At 64.7% G+C, this 15,879-nt stretch carries 14 protein-coding genes and 2 pseudogenes; 5 read left to right on the top strand and 11 right to left on the bottom strand.

Translation table 11 applies throughout. The features are described 5' to 3' along the window. The 3 genes from EN893_RS02820 to EN893_RS02810 form a co-directional block, all read left to right on the top strand. A partial coding sequence (locus EN893_RS02820) for an ATP-binding cassette domain-containing protein (protein WP_164900696.1) occupies positions 1-353 on the top strand: 353 nt, incomplete at its 5' end. Then, positions 350-1,666, top strand: coding sequence for an ABC transporter permease (locus EN893_RS02815; protein WP_127267672.1), 1,317 nt, complete (start codon positions 350-352; stop codon positions 1,664-1,666). The genes EN893_RS02820 and EN893_RS02815, both read left to right, overlap by 4 nt. Continuing rightward, a complete protein-coding gene (locus EN893_RS02810; protein ID WP_127267673.1) occupies positions 1,663-2,631 on the top strand; it encodes a substrate-binding domain-containing protein in 969 nt (322 codons plus the stop codon). Before EN893_RS02815 ends, EN893_RS02810 begins: the two co-directional genes overlap by 4 nt. A gap of 40 nt (positions 2,632-2,671) precedes the next feature. Here EN893_RS02810 and EN893_RS02805 read toward each other — a convergent pair whose 3' ends face one another. Genes EN893_RS02805 through EN893_RS02780 form a run of 6 tightly spaced genes read right to left on the bottom strand, consistent with a single transcriptional unit; the run spans position 2,672 to position 9,814 of the window. Further along, a complete protein-coding gene (locus EN893_RS02805; protein WP_127271007.1) occupies positions 2,672-3,133 on the bottom strand; it encodes a MarR family transcriptional regulator in 462 nt (153 codons plus the stop codon). After that, positions 3,130-3,714: an amino acid synthesis family protein gene (locus EN893_RS02800; protein WP_127271009.1), complete on the bottom strand. Its 585-nt coding sequence runs from the start codon at positions 3,712-3,714 to the stop codon at positions 3,130-3,132. The genes EN893_RS02805 and EN893_RS02800 overlap by 4 nt, the downstream gene beginning before the upstream one ends. Further along, on the bottom strand, positions 3,707-4,591 hold the full coding sequence (locus tag EN893_RS02795) for a UPF0280 family protein (RefSeq protein WP_127271011.1): 885 nt from the start codon (positions 4,589-4,591) through the stop codon (positions 3,707-3,709). The genes EN893_RS02800 and EN893_RS02795 overlap by 8 nt, the downstream gene beginning before the upstream one ends. Next, complete coding sequence (locus tag EN893_RS02790; protein ID WP_128361392.1) at positions 4,591-6,132, bottom strand: 6-hydroxynicotinate reductase; 1,542 nt, start codon at positions 6,130-6,132, stop codon at positions 4,591-4,593. The genes EN893_RS02795 and EN893_RS02790 overlap by 1 nt, the downstream gene beginning before the upstream one ends. Next, positions 6,129-8,963 carry a molybdopterin-dependent oxidoreductase gene (locus EN893_RS02785; RefSeq protein ID WP_128361391.1) on the bottom strand — a complete coding sequence of 945 codons (2,835 nt, stop codon included), beginning with the start codon at positions 8,961-8,963 and terminating at the stop codon, positions 6,129-6,131. The genes EN893_RS02790 and EN893_RS02785 overlap by 4 nt, the downstream gene beginning before the upstream one ends. Continuing rightward, the gene (locus EN893_RS02780) at positions 8,960-9,814 is read right to left on the bottom strand and encodes a xanthine dehydrogenase family protein subunit M (protein WP_127267040.1); all 855 of its coding nucleotides are present in this window, start codon (positions 9,812-9,814) and stop codon (positions 8,960-8,962) included. Before EN893_RS02780 ends, EN893_RS02785 begins: the two co-directional genes overlap by 4 nt. Positions 9,815-10,058: 244 nt before the next feature. Here EN893_RS02780 and pncA point away from each other — a divergent pair, with 244 nt between their 5' ends. Continuing rightward, complete coding sequence (gene pncA / locus EN893_RS02775) at positions 10,059-10,673, top strand: bifunctional nicotinamidase/pyrazinamidase (RefSeq protein ID WP_127267041.1); 615 nt, start codon at positions 10,059-10,061, stop codon at positions 10,671-10,673. Positions 10,674-10,830: 157 nt separating this feature from the next. After that, the gene (locus EN893_RS02770; protein WP_127267042.1) at positions 10,831-12,276 is read left to right on the top strand and encodes a sodium:proton antiporter; all 1,446 of its coding nucleotides are present in this window, start codon (positions 10,831-10,833) and stop codon (positions 12,274-12,276) included. Here the strand turns inward: EN893_RS02770 and EN893_RS02765 are convergent, their stop codons facing one another. The 5 genes and pseudogenes from EN893_RS02765 to EN893_RS02745 all read right to left on the bottom strand — a co-directional run. Further along, a complete protein-coding gene (locus EN893_RS02765; protein WP_127267043.1) occupies positions 12,277-12,996 on the bottom strand; it encodes an ABC transporter ATP-binding protein in 720 nt (239 codons plus the stop codon). After that, on the bottom strand, positions 12,993-13,721 hold the full coding sequence (locus EN893_RS02760) for an ABC transporter ATP-binding protein (RefSeq protein ID WP_127267044.1): 729 nt from the start codon (positions 13,719-13,721) through the stop codon (positions 12,993-12,995). The genes EN893_RS02765 and EN893_RS02760 overlap by 4 nt, the downstream gene beginning before the upstream one ends. Further along, positions 13,718-14,682: pseudogene (locus EN893_RS02755) on the bottom strand (branched-chain amino acid ABC transporter permease). The gene EN893_RS02760 and the pseudogene EN893_RS02755 overlap by 4 nt, the downstream one beginning before the upstream one ends. Further along, a complete protein-coding gene (locus tag EN893_RS02750) occupies positions 14,679-15,560 on the bottom strand; it encodes a branched-chain amino acid ABC transporter permease (RefSeq protein ID WP_127267045.1) in 882 nt (293 codons plus the stop codon). The pseudogene EN893_RS02755 and the gene EN893_RS02750 overlap by 4 nt, the downstream one beginning before the upstream one ends. Before the next feature lie 38 nt (positions 15,561-15,598). After that, positions 15,599-15,879: pseudogene (locus EN893_RS02745) on the bottom strand (ABC transporter substrate-binding protein); the annotation flags it as partial.

Here is a 15,879-nt window from a genome sequence, read left to right as displayed (position 1 = left end):
GCCGGGACATCGACCAGCCCGCCGGTACGCTGTCGGGCGGCAACCAGCAGAAGGTTGTCATCGGCAAATGGCTGGCGACGAAGCCGAGGGTGCTGTTGCTCGACGAGCCGACGCGCGGCATCGATGTCGGCGCCAAACGCGAGATCTACGACCTGATCTTCAAGCTGGCGCGCGACGGTCTCGCCATCGCCGTCATCAGCTCCGAACTGCCGGAGCTGCTGCACCTCTCCGACCGCATCCTGGTGATGGCCGATGGCCGCCAGACAGGCATTCTTTCCCGCGACGCGGCCAGTGAGGAGGCCATCATGCGCCTCGCCGCCCCGCGCCGGACCATATCGAGACCAGCCGCATGACCGTTTTGAAACTCCTGTCCCGGACCAAGCTCTATTGGGGCCTGATCGCCATCTTCCTGATCGGTGTCCTGGGCTCGCCGATGAGCTCGAAGGGCAACAACATCTTCCTCTCCTACGGCAATCTGCTCGATGTGCTGCGCCAGGTGTCGACCACCGGCCTGATCGCCACTGGCATGACGGCTGTCATCATCACCGGCGGCATCGATCTCTCCGTCGGCTCGCTAATGGCCATCTGCTCGGTGGTCTGCGCCATGCTGCTGACGGTTCCAGGCGTGACGCCGGGCGTCGTGCTGGGCGTGCCAACCGTCGCCCTGGTGGCGCTTTGCCTCGGTTTCGTCGTCACCCGTTTCATTTTCCAGAACCTGGCAAAATCCCGTGCCGGCGCCGACCTCCTCCGTGAGATCAAGCTGGACGGGATTCGCGGCCTGGTCACGCCCGCCGTCGTCGGCGTGGTCCTGTGCTGCCTGTCGCTGTGGTTTCTGCTGCCGCAGATCGAGCCGAAATTCGGTGTGCTCGGCGTGCTGCTGGTGGCGCCGTGCGTTGGTTTGCTGTTCGGCGCGCTCAACGGCTTCATCATCGTTGCCGGGCGCCTGCAGCCCTTCATCGTCACCCTGGCGATGATGGTGACGGCGCTCGGCATCGCACGGCTGACCGCCGGCCAGAACAATGCGGTGCTGCCGGTCTATACCGGCTCCAACGCGACCGCCGATTTCGAGATCCTGCGCTCGCTGGTGTTCGGCATCATCCCGATGCCGGGCCTGTTCTTCCTCAGCGCCATCCTGATCTATGGCGCGGTGCTGCGCTTCACGCCGTTCGGCCGCTATGTCTATGCCATCGGCGGCAACGAGGAGGCGGCGCGCCTCTCCGGCATCGCCGCCGGCCGCGTCAAGATCGCAACCTATGCCGTCTCGGGGCTGCTCGCCGGCATCGCCGCCGTGCTCTATGTCGCACAGTACCGGCAAGGCAAGCCGGATGCCGGCGCCGGGCTGGAGCTCGACGCCATCGCCGCCGTGGTCATCGGCGGCACCAGCCTGATGGGCGGGCGCGGCAGCCTCACCGGCACGTTCTGCGGCGTGCTGATCTTCGGTCTGCTCTCCAACATCCTGCAGCTCCACAACATCAATTCGAACCTTCAGCTGGTGCTGAAGGGGATGATCATCATCGGCACCGTGCTCGTGCAGGAGCGCAATGCCGGTGATCTCCTGGCCTATCTGCGCCTGCCCGGCGGGCAATCGGCGCACAAGGAAACGGCCGCGGCAAAGCGGCCGTCGCAAGAGACACCGTCTCTCAATCTCGGAGGAAACAAAAAATGAAACGACGTGACATGCTGAAGCTTGCTGCAGTGACCGCGGCACTGCTGACCACCACCGCGCTTCTGACCACCGGCAATGCCTTCGCCCAGGACAAGAAGTGGAAGATCGGCTTCTCGCAGGTGACGACCATCGAGCCCTGGCGCGCGCAGTTCAACAAGGACATTCTGGCCGAAGCCGCCAAGCATCCCGAGGTCGAACTGATCATCACCGACGGCGAGGACAAGACCGAAAAGCAGGTCGCCGATGTCGAGAACCTGATCCGCCAGGAAGTCGATGCGCTGTTGGTGTCACCGAAGGAATCGGCCGGCCTGACCGGCGTCGTGCAGCAGGCGATCGATGCCAAGATCCCGGTCTTCGTGCTCGACCGCAATGTCGAGACCAAGGACTACACGCAGTTCGTCGGTGGCGACAACGCGCTGATCGGCCGCGCGGCCGGCGAATATGCCGTCGAACTGCTTGGCGGCAAGGGCAAGGCTGCAGGCAACGTCGTCGAGATCTGGGGCGGCATGGGCACCCAGCCGGCGCATGACCGCCACGACGGCTTCCACGAATTCACCGACAAGGAGCCGGGCATCAAATATCTGCTCGACCAGCAATCGGGCGACTGGAAGCAGGATCAGGCCTACAATCTGATGGCCAACGCGCTGAAGAGCAACGAGAAGATCGATCTCGTTTACGGACACAACGATCCGATGGCCTACGGCGCCTATCTCGCCGCCAAGGATGTCGGCCGCGAGAAGGACATCAAGTTCATTGGTATCGACGGCCTGCCCAACGAAGGCGTGCAGATGGTCAACAAGGGCGAGCTGACGGCAACCTTCACCTATGTCACTCCCGGTGCCGAAGGCCTGCGCCAGGCGATCAAGTTCCTCAACGGCGAGAAGGTCGAAAAGACCATCACTCTGCCGACCGAGAAGATCACCAAGGAAAACGCCGCCCAGGTGCTGAAGGACAACGGCCTCTGAGCCAAGCTTCCTGCCGGGTGCCTTTTTGGCGCCCGGCGGTCTAAGCCAGCTTCACCAGCAGCTTCATGAAGGTGGCGATCTCCTTGGCGGAGAGCGGTGCCAGCGTCTCCTGGGTGATCTCGCGCGCCAGCGGGATCAGGCGGTCGATGGCATCACGGCCTGCCGCGGTCAGATTGACCAGCAGCCGTCTCTTGTCGACCTCGTGCCTGGAAAGCTCGACCAGGCCGCGCGCCTTCAGCCGGTCGATGACGCCCTTCACCGTCGCCGCATCCATCGCGATCAGCGTGCCGAGCTGGTTCTGCGAGGTCTCGCCGACGTCACGCAGCTTGGCCAACGCCGCGAATTGCGGCGGCGTCAGATCGCCGATATGCGCGGCAAATATCGCCACATGGCGCTGATGCGCCTTGCGCAGGATGAAGCCGACCTGCTCCTGCAGCAGGTAATCCTGGTCGTCCGGCGCCTCGACCTCGACCAGCTTGAGCAGATTGTCCTCGCCGCTCACCGCAAGCCATCCCAGGCTTTGATGTCATCGGCCGCGAGACCACCCATGCGATTGTGGATGCGCGGGCCACAGGTCATGGCGAGGCAGAACAGGATTTCGTCTGGGCGCGGACCATCGCTGATGCCGACTTCCATGGCGTCGAAATGGCTGCGCACATAGGCGGCGTTGATGTGGCCGAGCGGTACATCGAGCTTTGAACCGAACGCGCCGACCTTCTTGGCCGACGGCACGATCGCCTTGGCGTCGCCGAGCCGTTCGCGCATGGCGTAGCCGCCGGGCACATGCCACAGCGCACCGTGCTCCAACTCGCCCGCCGTGCCGACAATGGCGCCCTTGCCGTAGCCGTCGATCTGCTTGACGTCGCCGCCGAGCGCCGCGATCAGCCGGTCGGCGAGCAACAGGCCGAGCGGCTTCAGATCGTCCATGGCGCTCTGCAAGTCTTCGACATAGCGCCCGGCGAACGGGTTTTTCACCAGGGCCATCGCGGCGGCGCGGCGGCGCGGCACCTGGGCCACCGGCCCGCCCTCGTGAAAAATCTCTTCGGTCAGCACCGCGATTTTGCGGATCGAAAACTCAGGCATGGGCAACTTCCTCCCTCGAACTTTTGTTGGGCGCGGCAAGCGCAACCGAGCCACTGATGCGGGCCTCACCGCCAAGAAACAGCGCCGATCCGGCAATCAGGCCGCGCCGGCGAAAATCTTCGGCGACGGCAAGGCCATTGTCCAGCGCCCGCGCCACTTCGCCAAGGGCAAGCGTGCCGACACCATGTGTCACCAGGCGCGCGCCGAGATCGCTGTCGGGCGACAATTCATGTGCGGGAATGCGCTTGATGGCGGGATTGCCGGGCAGGTCCACCGCGTTGGCAATGAGGGTCGCCGCCGCATCTGCCTCGGCGCCGGTCCGCGCGAGCACGGTGACGGCGTCGGCAATGCCAAGCGAGAAGGAGCGGCCGCGCCAGCCGCTGGTGGCAACGCCGCGAACGCCATCTTCCGCGCGGATCGTGATCCGGTCGGCCATGCCGTTACCGGTGCCGGCGACCGCCAATCCCATCGACTGTCCCCTGCCGATATGGATTGCGCAGTCGCCACCATTGTTGACATAGGCGCGATCGAGCTTGCGGCCGGCAAGCAATGCGGCGAGCGTTTCGTCGGCTACCGATCCCGCGACGGCGGCCATCGGTGTTATGAAGCATTCCGCCAGGGGCATGACGGCTGCTTCCATGCGGCGCGCCGTCGGGCCGGCGAAGCTGCGCGGCGCCAGGAAAAACGCCGGTAGTCGCAATTCGGGGAGCTCCTCGACCAGCTCCATCAGGATCGTCTGGAACCGCGCTACCGCCTGTTCATAGGCTCGGCGGCATTCATCCGCCTCACCAAAAACCTCGACGATCAGGTCGATCGGCCCGTGGTTGAGATGGAGCCGCTTGCCGTCCTGCAGCCAGTTGGCTTGCGGGCCTTGCATCACCCGGCCCCGTTCGAGCCGGCACGGCGTAGCTGCGCGAGTGGCGGCCATGGATTGGTGGCTTCGGCGCCTGTGCCGCGGCGCGGATTGAGGTACTCACCGCCTTTTGCGACAATATCCTCGACGCTGCGGATCTCGGCCTCGTACCCGCCGAGCCTGACATAGTCGTCGCGGCGCAGCGTGAACTCGATAGGCGCCACCAGCGCCGGCGTCGGCACATAGCCGAAGGCACCCTCAGGCACTCTGGTGACATCGACCATCAGCGTGATGCCGCCGCCCGGCCAGACATAGACCGGCGCGCCGCCGACCGTGACATAGGTGGTCAGGCCCTGAACCGAGCGGGTGAGATTGACCGGGTTTTCGGTGACGCCGGCCCGCAGCGAGCCGCCGGCGCCGCCGATGAACAGCACTGTGCACAAAGCTGGCTCGCAATTGTCCTCGATCAGCCCGACCGACTTCTGCAGCCGTTCGGGGAAAGGTTTTTGCACCGGTTTCAGTTCGTCGTCGAGTTCGTAATAGGCGAACTGTTCGCCGGTGGTCGACACCATCAGCAGCGACAGCCCCGGCCGCGCGACTTTCTTGGCGTTCCACTCTCCGAGGATCGACAGCGGGTCTGAAATGCTGGTGCCGCCCCAGCCCAGCCCGGGTTCGGACACCTTGAAATAGCGGCCCGGCGTCGAACGGCGGCCGATTATTTTTATCCCTGTATCCTGCCAGCCCAGCACCTTGCCGGCCTGATGCTCGGAAACGACGCCGGTGATGTGGTCGTCGACCACCACCACCTCGTCGACAAGGCCGCGCCATTGCGTGGCGAACATGCCGATGGTGGCCGAGCCGCAGCCGACGCGCATTCGGTGTTCCTGCTTGCCGTCGATGACAGGTGCTTTGCCGGCTTCGACTATGATGGTGGCGCCGCCGTCGATGGCCAGTTCCACCGGCTTGCGGTTGCACAGATTGAGCAGCGCGTCACAGGTGGCGCGTCCCTCGGCCTTGGAGCCGCCGGTCAGATGGTGCACACCGCCCAGCGACAGCATCTGCGAGCCATACTCGCCCGTCGTGACATGGCCGATCGCTTCGCCGGCTGCGCGGACTATTGCCGTCTCGGGACCGAGGTGACGGTCGGTATCGATCTTCACCTTGACGCCGCAATAGGAGAAGATGCCCTCGGTGACGACGGTGACGAGATCGACGCCTTCGACCTCCTGGCTGACGATGAAGGGGGCCGGCTTGTAGTCGGGATAGGTGGTGCCGGCGCCGATTGCGGTGACGAAGCGGCGGCCGGTGTTGACCAGTTCGCCGTCCCAGGCCTCGCCCACGGCGACGAACGGCACGATCGCCGCGCCGGTCTCGGCCGCATGATCGAGGATGGTCAGCGGGTCCGTCCGCACGATCCTGCCGCCGACATTGCCGTAGCGGTCGCATGCTCCGGTGCGCCCGTCAGCGATGTAGCACATCACCGGACAGGCATCGCAGCGGATCTTCTCCGCCACCAGCTTCTCGCCGGGATCATGGGTCTCGAAGCGTTCGGCAAGCTCGCTCATCGGCGTGCCTCCTTTTCGCGGATGCCATCTTTTTCGCGGATGCCAGCGCGGATACGCGTCGGCGTCGCCGGAATCTTGGTGACCAGCACGCCGGTGGCGTGGCGGATGGCATTGAGGATCGCCGGTGCCGTCGGGATCAGCACATGCTCGCCCAAACCCTTGGCGCCAAAGGGTCCTTCCGGATCCGGAACTTCAATCAGAATGGTCTCGATCGGCGGCACGTCGCCAATGGTCGGGATGAGATAATCGTGCAAATTCTCGGTGCGGCCGGGGATATACTCTTCCATCAGCGCCATGCCGATGCCTTGCGCAATGCCGCCTTCGATCTGGCCCTCGGCCAGCAGCGGGTTGATCGCCTTGCCGACATCATGCGCGGCGGTGATTTTCAGCAGCTTCACCGTGCCGAGCTTAAGGTCGACCTCCAATTCGGCGATCTGCACGCCATAGCCGTAAACGGCGTAGGGTTTGCCCTGGCCCCTGGCGTCGAGGGGCAGCGTCGGCGGGTCGTAGGTCTCCTCGGCGCGAAAGACGAAGCCTTCGGTGTCTACATCCAATGTCGCGAGATCGACGCGGCGCGTGGCTTCACCTTCGCGGATGACGATCACGGGGCCGTCGAGCTGCAGGGCTGCGTTTTCGGAAACATTGGCGAAGCGCAGGATCGTTTCGCGCAAGGCGCGGCCGGCCTTTTCGGCCGCCTTGCCGGTTACAAAAGTCTGGCGCGAGGCCGAGGTCTTGCCGGCGTCGGGGGTGATGGCCGTATCGGCGCTCTTCAACTGGAATTTCTCAAGCGGCAGGCCGAGCGCGTCGGCGCATATCTGGGCGATGACCGTGTTGGATCCCTGGCCGATATCGACGGCGCCCTGGTGCAGGATGACCGTGCCGTCAGCCGCGATGCCGACCCGGATTGTCGACGGGTTGGGCAGCGAGGTGTTGCCGCAGCCATACCAGCAGGACGCGACGCCAACGCCGCGCTTTCTATCCCTGCTGGCACGGTTGAACGCATCCGCATCAGCCGTCGCGCGCACCCAATGCGGCTGCAGCGATTCGAGGCATTCGGCAATGCCGACGCCGGACTCCAGAAGCTGCCCGGTAACCGTTTCGGATCCGTTACGAAGGCAGTTCTTCAAGCGAAAATCGAGCCGGTCCATGCCGAGCTTGCCGGCTAGCTCGTCATACAGCGTCTCCTGCATGATCGTCGCTTGCGGCACGCCGAAGCCGCGGAATGCGCCGGAGATCGGCCCATGCGTGTGGATGGCGCGGCCTTCGGCGCGGTAATTCGGCGTCGCATAGGGTCCGGAGGCGTGCACCGGCACGCGGTTGGCCACGGTAGGGCCCCAGCTTGCATAGGCGCCGGTGTTGAAGTCACCTTCGAAGATCATGCCGGTGACAATGCCGTCGGCATCGGCGCCGATGGTCGCTCTCATCTCGGCCGGATGGCGCTTGGTGGTCGAAATCATCGATTCGGTGCGGGTGTAGGCAAGTGCCGCCGGCCGCCCCGTCTTCATCGCCACCAGGCCGATCAGCGGCTGCAGCGAAACGTCGAGCTTGGACCCGAAACCGCCGCCGGTCGCGGTCGGCACGATGCGCACCTTGTCGACGGCTAGGCCGAGCACCTTCGCCGTCTCGTCGCGGTCCATATAGGGCGCCTGGGTGCAGGCGACGACGACCAGCGTGTCGCCGTCCAGATAGGCATAGCCGGCTTCCGGTTCGATATAGGCGTGCTCGACATAGGAGGTGTCGATGGCGCCAGAGACGGTGAAAGCCGCGCCGGCAAGCGCTGCTTCCGGATCGCCGCGTTCGACGAAGCCGGAGGTCAGCAAGTTTGCCGCCCTGTTTTCATGAATGAGCTTGGCACCGCCGGCGCGCGCTTCGCAGGATTGGAGAACATGCGGCAATTCGGTCCAGCGGATCGGAAAATCCGAGAGGTCGAGATCGAGCATCGCCTCACGCTCGCCGGCAACCAGCGCCACCGCCTCACCGCGGAGGCGGGCAAACCCCTCAGCCAGCGCCGGCTGGTCGGCGAACGGGCCGATGACGCCGAAACAGTTTTTTCCCGGAATGTCGGCTGCTGTGAAGACACCGGCTATGCCGGGATGCGCCTTCGTCCAGCCGTCGAGGTCGCCGAAGGCGAAGCTGGCGTGATAATGCGGCGAGCGGACCACCAGCACGGCCAGCGCATCGGCGGGGAAGGAATCGCCGCCGAATTTCTCAGCCCCGGTGACCTTCGGCACGCCATCGAGCCGGACGGGCGAGGAGCCGATCGCATGGCCTGATCGAGGCAAGCGGAAATCGAGGCTTGCGCCCTGCAGGGACGCATCCATCACCGCCGCGATGATCTTCCGGTAGCCGGTGCAGCGGCAGAGAATACCGCCCAGCGCATCCTGCACCTCGGCCTCGGTCGGGCTTGGCTGTTTGTCCAGCAACGCCGTTGCCGCGACCAGCAGCGCCGGCGTGCAGATGCCGCACTGCGCCGCGCCATGGGCAAGGAACGAGGCCTGCAGCGCCGACAGCCGGCCATTGGCGAGGCCTTCGACGGATGTTACCGCCGTCCCGGCGGCGGAAGCCGCCGACATCAGGCAGGCGCAGACCGGATCGCCGTCGACCAGCACCGTACAGGCGCCGCAGTCGCCGGCGTCGCAGCCGATCTTGGTGCCGGTCAACAGCAATTCATCGCGCAACACCAGGGACAGGCGGCGCAGGGGCGGCACATTGACCGAGACGGCGGTGCCATTGACCTCGAAGGCGATATCGGCGCGCGCAGCGCCGAAGCCTGGCTGGGCACTGCCCGGATCGGGCAGGGCTTCACGCGCGTCAGGCCAATTTTGGCTCATGCCGCCACCTCTTCGCCAGTCGTACGCCCCATAGCCGCGAGCACCGTGCGGGCAACAATCTCGCGCACCGCATCGAGCCGGTATTCGGCGCTGCCGCGCACATCGGCGATCGGCGACAGTTCTGCCATCGGCGCGGCCAGGACCGCGTCGGCGAGTCCGCCGTCCACCGGCAGACCGTGCAGCGCGGCTTCGACGCCGGCCAGCCGCTTGGCCACCACCGAACAGGAGCCGGCGGCGACCGCCGCTTGCCGGACAAGGCCATCCTGGACGACCAGACGCGCCGCCACCATGGCGATGGAAATGACGAGATAACGGCGCGCGCCGAGCTTGACGAAAGCCGACGTGCCGCTGGGCTTCGGCACGCGGATGGCCGTGACCATCTCACCGGGCAGCAGAGCGGTTCGGCGGTTGCCGAGAATGAAGTCCTGCAACGGCAGATGCCGCGTCGCGGCCACCGAGCGCAGCTCGACCTCGGCATCGAGGATGAGCAGGGCCGGCACGCCGTCTGCGGCAGGCGATGCGTTGCAGAGATTGCCGGCGACCGAGGCGACGTTCTGGATCTGCACCGAGCCAACCTCACGCGCCGCCTGTTTCAGCGCATCGAAGGCCGGCGGCAAGGGATGGCGGACGATGTCGGTCCAGGTCGTGCGCGCGCCGATGACGAAATGGTCGTGCGTCTCGGCAATGCCGCGCAGCGCCGCCAGGCCGTTAATGTCGAGAACATTGTCGCGGAACGGTTTGCTGCCCTGTGCCGGATAGAAATCGGTGCCGCCGGCAAGGATGCGCCAGGCGCCCTCGCCAAGCAAAGCGAGCGCTTCGTCGACCGAGGTGGGTTTCGCGTAACGGATCACGCTTTGCCTTCCAGAAGGAACTTTCCGAATCCGGTATTTCCGGCGTTCGAGCCGAGAAACTCATTCGTATGCAAATGATATCAAGCCCGCTGGATTTGTCAAAGCCCGAGTTTGCGGCGGCCCGGCCGGCACGCATTTGTTATGTCGCGAGAGGTTGACGCCGCCGGCCATCTGGTCAAGTTTCTGCGTCCGGTCGCGTCAGCGGCATTTTCCACTGGAGCCTGCATACGGAAGAGGAAAGCCCATGGCCGACGAGGCGCTTGTTGTCATCGACCTGCAGAACGACTTTTGTCCCGGCGGCGCGCTGGCGGTTGCCGGCGGCGATGAGATCGTGCCACTGGTCAACGACCTGATCCGGCGAACCGACCATGTCGTGCTGACGCAGGACTGGCATCCCGCCGGTCATTCCAGCTTTGCCTCCAGCCATCCGGGCGCGCAGCCTTTCACGATGATCGAAATGCCCTATGGTCAGCAGACGCTGTGGCCGGACCACTGCATCCAGGGCAGCCTGGGCTCGGATTTCCATTCCGGCCTGGCCTGGACCAAGGCCGAGCTCGTCATTCGCAAGGGATTTCGGTCTGATATCGACAGCTATTCGGCCTTCTTCGAGAACGACCGCACGACGCAGACCGGCCTTGCCGGCTACCTCCGGGAGCGCGGCATCGACACGCTGACCCTGGTCGGGCTGGCGACCGATTTCTGCGTCGGCTTTTCGGCGCTGGACGCCGTCAGCCAGGGCTTCAAAACCACAGTGCGGCTCGATGCCTGCCGCGGCATCGATCTCAACGGTTCGCTCGATGCCATGCTGCAGCGCCTGCGCGACGCCGGCGTGACGCTCGAAGACCCTTTGTCGGATTGAACGGCCGTTGGGCAAGCACCCCCTCACCCGGATTGCCAGCCGAATTGCGAAGGGCAATTCGGGGCAATCCGACCTCTCCCCGAGGGGAGAGGAGAAGGCGAGCGTCGGCGCCGAGTCTCTTCTCCCCTCGGGGAGAAGGTGGCCGCGTAGCGGCCGGATGAGGGGGCCTTTTTCATATCCGATCTCCCTGTTGGCTGCATGCGCTGCGATAATTGCCGCCGTGCTGTTCCCGGCACAGGCTTTCGCGGCGGAGGAACACGGCCTGCCCGGCGCTTCGATGCCGCTGTGGTGGGCGCTGCCCTTTGCCGGGCTGCTGTTGTCGATCGCCACCGGTCCGCTGCTGTTTCCTCATGTTTGGGAACATCACTACGGCAAGATATCGGCCCTTTGGGCCGCACTGGTGATCGTGCCGCTGGCGGCTGCCTTCGGTGTTCCCACAGCGACCGAAGCGGTGCTGCATGCGTTGCTCACGGAATACATGTCGTTCATCATCCTGCTGTTTGCGCTGTTCACCATTTCGGGCGGCATTCTCCTTGCCGGCAACATTCACGGCACGCCGCTGGTGAATGCAGGCCTGCTGCTGGTCGGCGCGCTGCTGGCCTCGGTGATAGGCACGACCGGTGCCTCGATGATCCTGATCCGGCCGATCATCCGCGCCAACGATAACAGGCCGTTCAACGCCCATGTCGTCATCTTCTTCATCTTCCTGGTGTCCAACATCGGCGGCTCGCTGACGCCGCTTGGCGATCCGCCGCTGTTCGTCGGCTTCCTCAGAGGTGTCGACTTCTTCTGGACGACCGCCAATCTCTGGCGCGAGACCCTGTTCGTCGGCGGTGCCGTGCTGGCCGTCTTCCTGGGCATCGACATCATCCTGCATCGGCGCGAGGCTGGCGCGCCGAAGATCAAGGATCCGACGCCGGATACCAAGGTGCGTCTGCGCGGCCTGGCCAACCTTCCGCTGCTGGCGGGCGTGATCGGCGCCATCCTGGTGTCGGCGGCCTGGAAGCCCGGCGTCAGCTTCTCGGTGTTCGGCGTCAGTCTCGAACTGCAGAATCTGGTGCGCGACGCCATCATCCTGGCGCTCGCCCTGCTGTCGCTTCCGCTCTCCTACAAGAGCCACCGGGAGGCGAACGGCTTCAATTGGGGCCCGATAGCAGAGGTGGCAAAATTGTTTGCCGGCATCTTCATCTGCATCGTGCCGGTCATCGCCATCCTAAGGGCAAGCCATGACGGCGCGCTGGCACCGCTGGTGTCGCTTGTCAGTTCACCCTCGGGTACGCCCAACGATCTCGCCTATTTCTGGCTGACAGGGGCATTGTCGTCCTTCCTCGACAATGCGCCGACCTATCTGGTGTTCTTCGAGCTTGCCGGCGGCGACCCCCGGCACCTGATGACGGAGTTCGCTTCGACGCTTGCCGCGATCTCGGCCGGCGCGGTGTTCATGGGCGCCAACACCTATATCGGCAATGCGCCGAACTTCATGGTCTACGCCATCGCCCGCCATCGCGGCGTGAAGATGCCGGGCTTCTTCGGCTACATGCTGTGGTCTGGGCTGGTGCTGATCCCGACATTTTTGGTCGCGGGCTTTCTGTTCTTCGGCTGATCACCCGACGCCGACATAGCGGCGGACCGCCGACGGGTCGGCGCGCAACTCCTCGACGTCGACCGTCTCGCGGTTGCGGCCGTTTTCGATGAAGGCAACGTGGTCGGCGACCGAAAGCACCGCATCGACACGCTGCTCGACCAGGATGGTCGAGACGCCCATGTCGCGCAGCTTCGACACCGTCTCGCGGATCTTGGCGATCATCGACGGCATCAGCCCTTCGGTTGGCTCGTCGAGCAGCAGCACTTGCGGTTCGAGACAGAGCGCGCGCGCCATGGCCAGCATCTGCTGTTCGCCGCCGGACAATGTGCCGGAACGCTGCCGCAGCCGCTGGCGCAGCAGCGGGAACAGGTCGAGGACATTTTCCCGCACGGCCTTGCCCTTGCCGCGCGCCATCAGGCCGATCTCGATGTTTTCCGCCACCGTCATTTCGGCGAACAGCCGTCTTCCCTGCGGCACATAGGCGACGCCGGCCTTGGGCACTTCATGCGCCGGCAGACCAGTCAACTCTTGGCCATCGAGCCTGATCGAGCCGGCGCTTGAGGGAACCAGTCCCATGATGGCTTTCAGCGTCGTCGTCTTGCCGGCGCCATTGCGGCCGAACAGGCACAGCACCTCGCCCTTGTTCAGCACCAGGTCGAGGCCATAGAGCACCTGGACCTCGCCATAGTAGCAGTCCAGTCCAGAGATGGTCAGCGCCTCGGACTTTGCCTCGGTCATGGGGCGGTCCCCAGATAGGCTTCCTGCACCGCCGCGTTCTCGCGGATCGCTTCGGGGGTGCCTTCGGCCAGGATCTTGCCGGCATTGAAGACGGTGATGCGGTCGGCGAGTTGCATGACGACAGGCATGTTGTGCTCGATCAGAAGCACGGTGGCGTTCTTGGCGATCTCGCGCACCAGGGTGATGAAATTGTCGATCTCGCTGTCGGCCAGCCCTTGCGTCGGCTCGTCGAGGATCAGCAGGCGCGGCTTCAGTGCGAGGCCCATCGCCACTTCCAACAGGCGCTGATGGCCGTAGGACAATTGGCCCGCCGGCATGTGGGCACGATCGGCCAGGCCGGTGCGTTCCAGTGCGGTCATGACAGCGGCCTGTATCGCGCTCTTGGAATGACTGCCATGCCGCTGCGTCAGTTGCGCGGGCAGCGCGACGTTGGCGTAAACGGACAGGTTGGCATAGACGCTGGTGAGCTGGAAGGTGTAGGCGATGCCCCTGCGCACCCTGACATAGGCAGGCAGATTGGTGATGTCGGCGCCGTCGAAGACGATCATGCCGGCAGACAGCTGGATGCGGCCGCTGACCAGGCTGACGAAGGTGGTCTTCCCCGCCCCGTTGGGGCCGATCACGGCACGGATCTCGCCCGGCATCAGCGCGAAATCGACATTGTCGACGGCGCGCAGACCACCGAAATTGCGCGACAGGCCCTTGGTGGTCAAAAGCGGCATCATGGCAGCCACCCGAGCCAGCGCTGGCGGATGCTGCCCAGAATGCCTTTCGGGAAAAACAGCACCAGCAGGATCAGCGCGATGCCGACGATCAGCAGATAGGCGGAGGTGTAGCCGCTGGTGATATCAATGACATAGTACATGAACAGCGTGCCGATCAGCGGTCCGAGCGTCGTCGCGGCACCCCCCAGCAGCACCCACAGCAGCGGCAGGATCGAATACTGCACCGACGCGAAGCTCGATCCGACACATAGCCGAACAGCAGCGCATAGGCGGCCCCCGAGGCCGCGCAGATGATGCCGGAGATGACGACGGCGGCGAGCTTGTTCGAAAACGTATCGTAGCCGAGCATCTTCGTGCGCTCCTCATTCTCGCGGATGGCGACCAGCACGCGGCCATAGCGGGAGCGGACGATGGCCAATGTGACGAGCAGCACGATGGAAAACAGCGCCAGCGCTGTCATGTAGCGCACCGTCGGATTGGTGAGTTCGAGCGATGTAGCGCCAAAGCTGAGCACCCGCGCCGGCTGCGGCACGACCATGCCTTGGTCGCCGCCGGTCCAAGTCGCGAAGTAGAGGATGAGGAGGTAGAACACTTGAGCGAACATCATGGTGACGATCATGAAGGCGACGCCCGTGGTGCGCAACGCCAGCAGGCCGATCACGAGTGAAACAACAACACCACAGCCGAGGCCCGAGGCGAATGCCGCTGGTACGCTCCAGCCGAGCTGGATGACGGCAAGGCCGGCGCCATAGAGCCCGGCGGCGAAGAACATCGCATGGCCGAGGCTGAGCAGGCCGACATAGCCGAACAGCATGTTGTAGCCCATGGCAAAGACCGCCAGCACCATGATGCGGGCAAGCAGGCCGTGATAGTAGTCCGGCAGCAGGAAGCTCAGCACGAAGAGCAGGGCGATGACGCCGAGATGCAGGGCATAGGCTTTTGCCGGCGAAGCTTCGCTCATCGCGATGCCGTCCCGAACAGGCCTTGCGGGCGGAACACCAGCACCATGGCGACGAGCAGCGTGGCAATGATCTTGGCCAGCGTCGGCGAGAAGAACATCGAGATGATGCCGTCGGAGAGGCCGATCAGCACGGCGGCGACGACCGTGCCGCGCAGCGAGCCGAGGCCGCCGATGATGACGACGATGAAGGAGAGCAGCAGCGGATCCTGTCCCATCAGATAATGCGCCTGGCTGATCGGCACGATCAGCACCGCGGCAATGGCCGCCAGCATGGCACCGAGCGCGAAGACGCCGCCATAGACACGGCCGACAGGGATGCCGAAGGCCTGTGCGGTTTCGCTGTCATACTGCGTGGCGCGCATGACGAGGCCGATCCTGGTGCGCGTCAGCACCAGCCATGTCGCGGTGAGCAGCAGCGCGGAAGCGGCGATAACAGACAGTTTGTAGCCGGAATAGCCGAACCACGGCAAAAGGATGCGGTAGCTGAACGGCGGCTCGACCGGCCGAGCCTCCGGGCCATAGAAAGTCAGCGCCAGCTGCTGGATGATGTAGAGCATGCCGATGGTGGCGACGATGGTGGCTTCCGGATTGTAATTGAGCCGGCGCAGCACCAGCCGTTCGGCGACCAGCGCAATGGCGCCGACGATCAGCGGGGCAATCACCAGCGCCGCCAGGAAGCCGAGCGCAGGGTGACCGCCGATGGCCGTGGTGATCGCCCAGGCGAGCACCGCGCCCAGCATGAAGAACTCGCCATGCGCGACATTGACCACCCGCATGACGCCGAACACCAGCGACAGGCCGAGCGCCGTCAGGGCTAGCACTGACGAGGTGACGAGGCCTTCGAGAGCGGCGAGGAGGAGGTGGGGACCAAAGTGCATCGGTTACACGCTGGCAGGCGCTTGCTGGAATGCCAAACTCACAGCGCCTGCGTCGTATAATCTCCCTCGGCCTCGTAAAGCCCGTCCTCGATCTTGGTCTTGTGCACGACCTTGAGCTTGCCGCCCTCGACCTTGGAGATGTTCTGGATACCAAAGCACTGGTGGATCTTGCCGTTGAAGGTTTTTGGCCCCTGCGGATGCTGCGGGCCTTCGGCGAACTCGGTCAGTGCCTCGGTCGCCTCGACCAGCTTGGCGCGGTCTTCCGGACCCTTGTAGCCGGCGTCTTCCATTGCCTTCTTGACGACATAGAGCGTCTCCC

Source organism: Mesorhizobium sp. M7A.F.Ca.CA.004.04.2.1 (assembly GCF_004022825.1).
In the GTDB taxonomy this organism is placed as follows: Bacteria; Pseudomonadota; Alphaproteobacteria; order Rhizobiales; family Rhizobiaceae; genus Mesorhizobium.
Note: the sequence above shows the minus strand (reverse complement) of the source record. Positions and strands in the feature narration are given on the sequence as shown.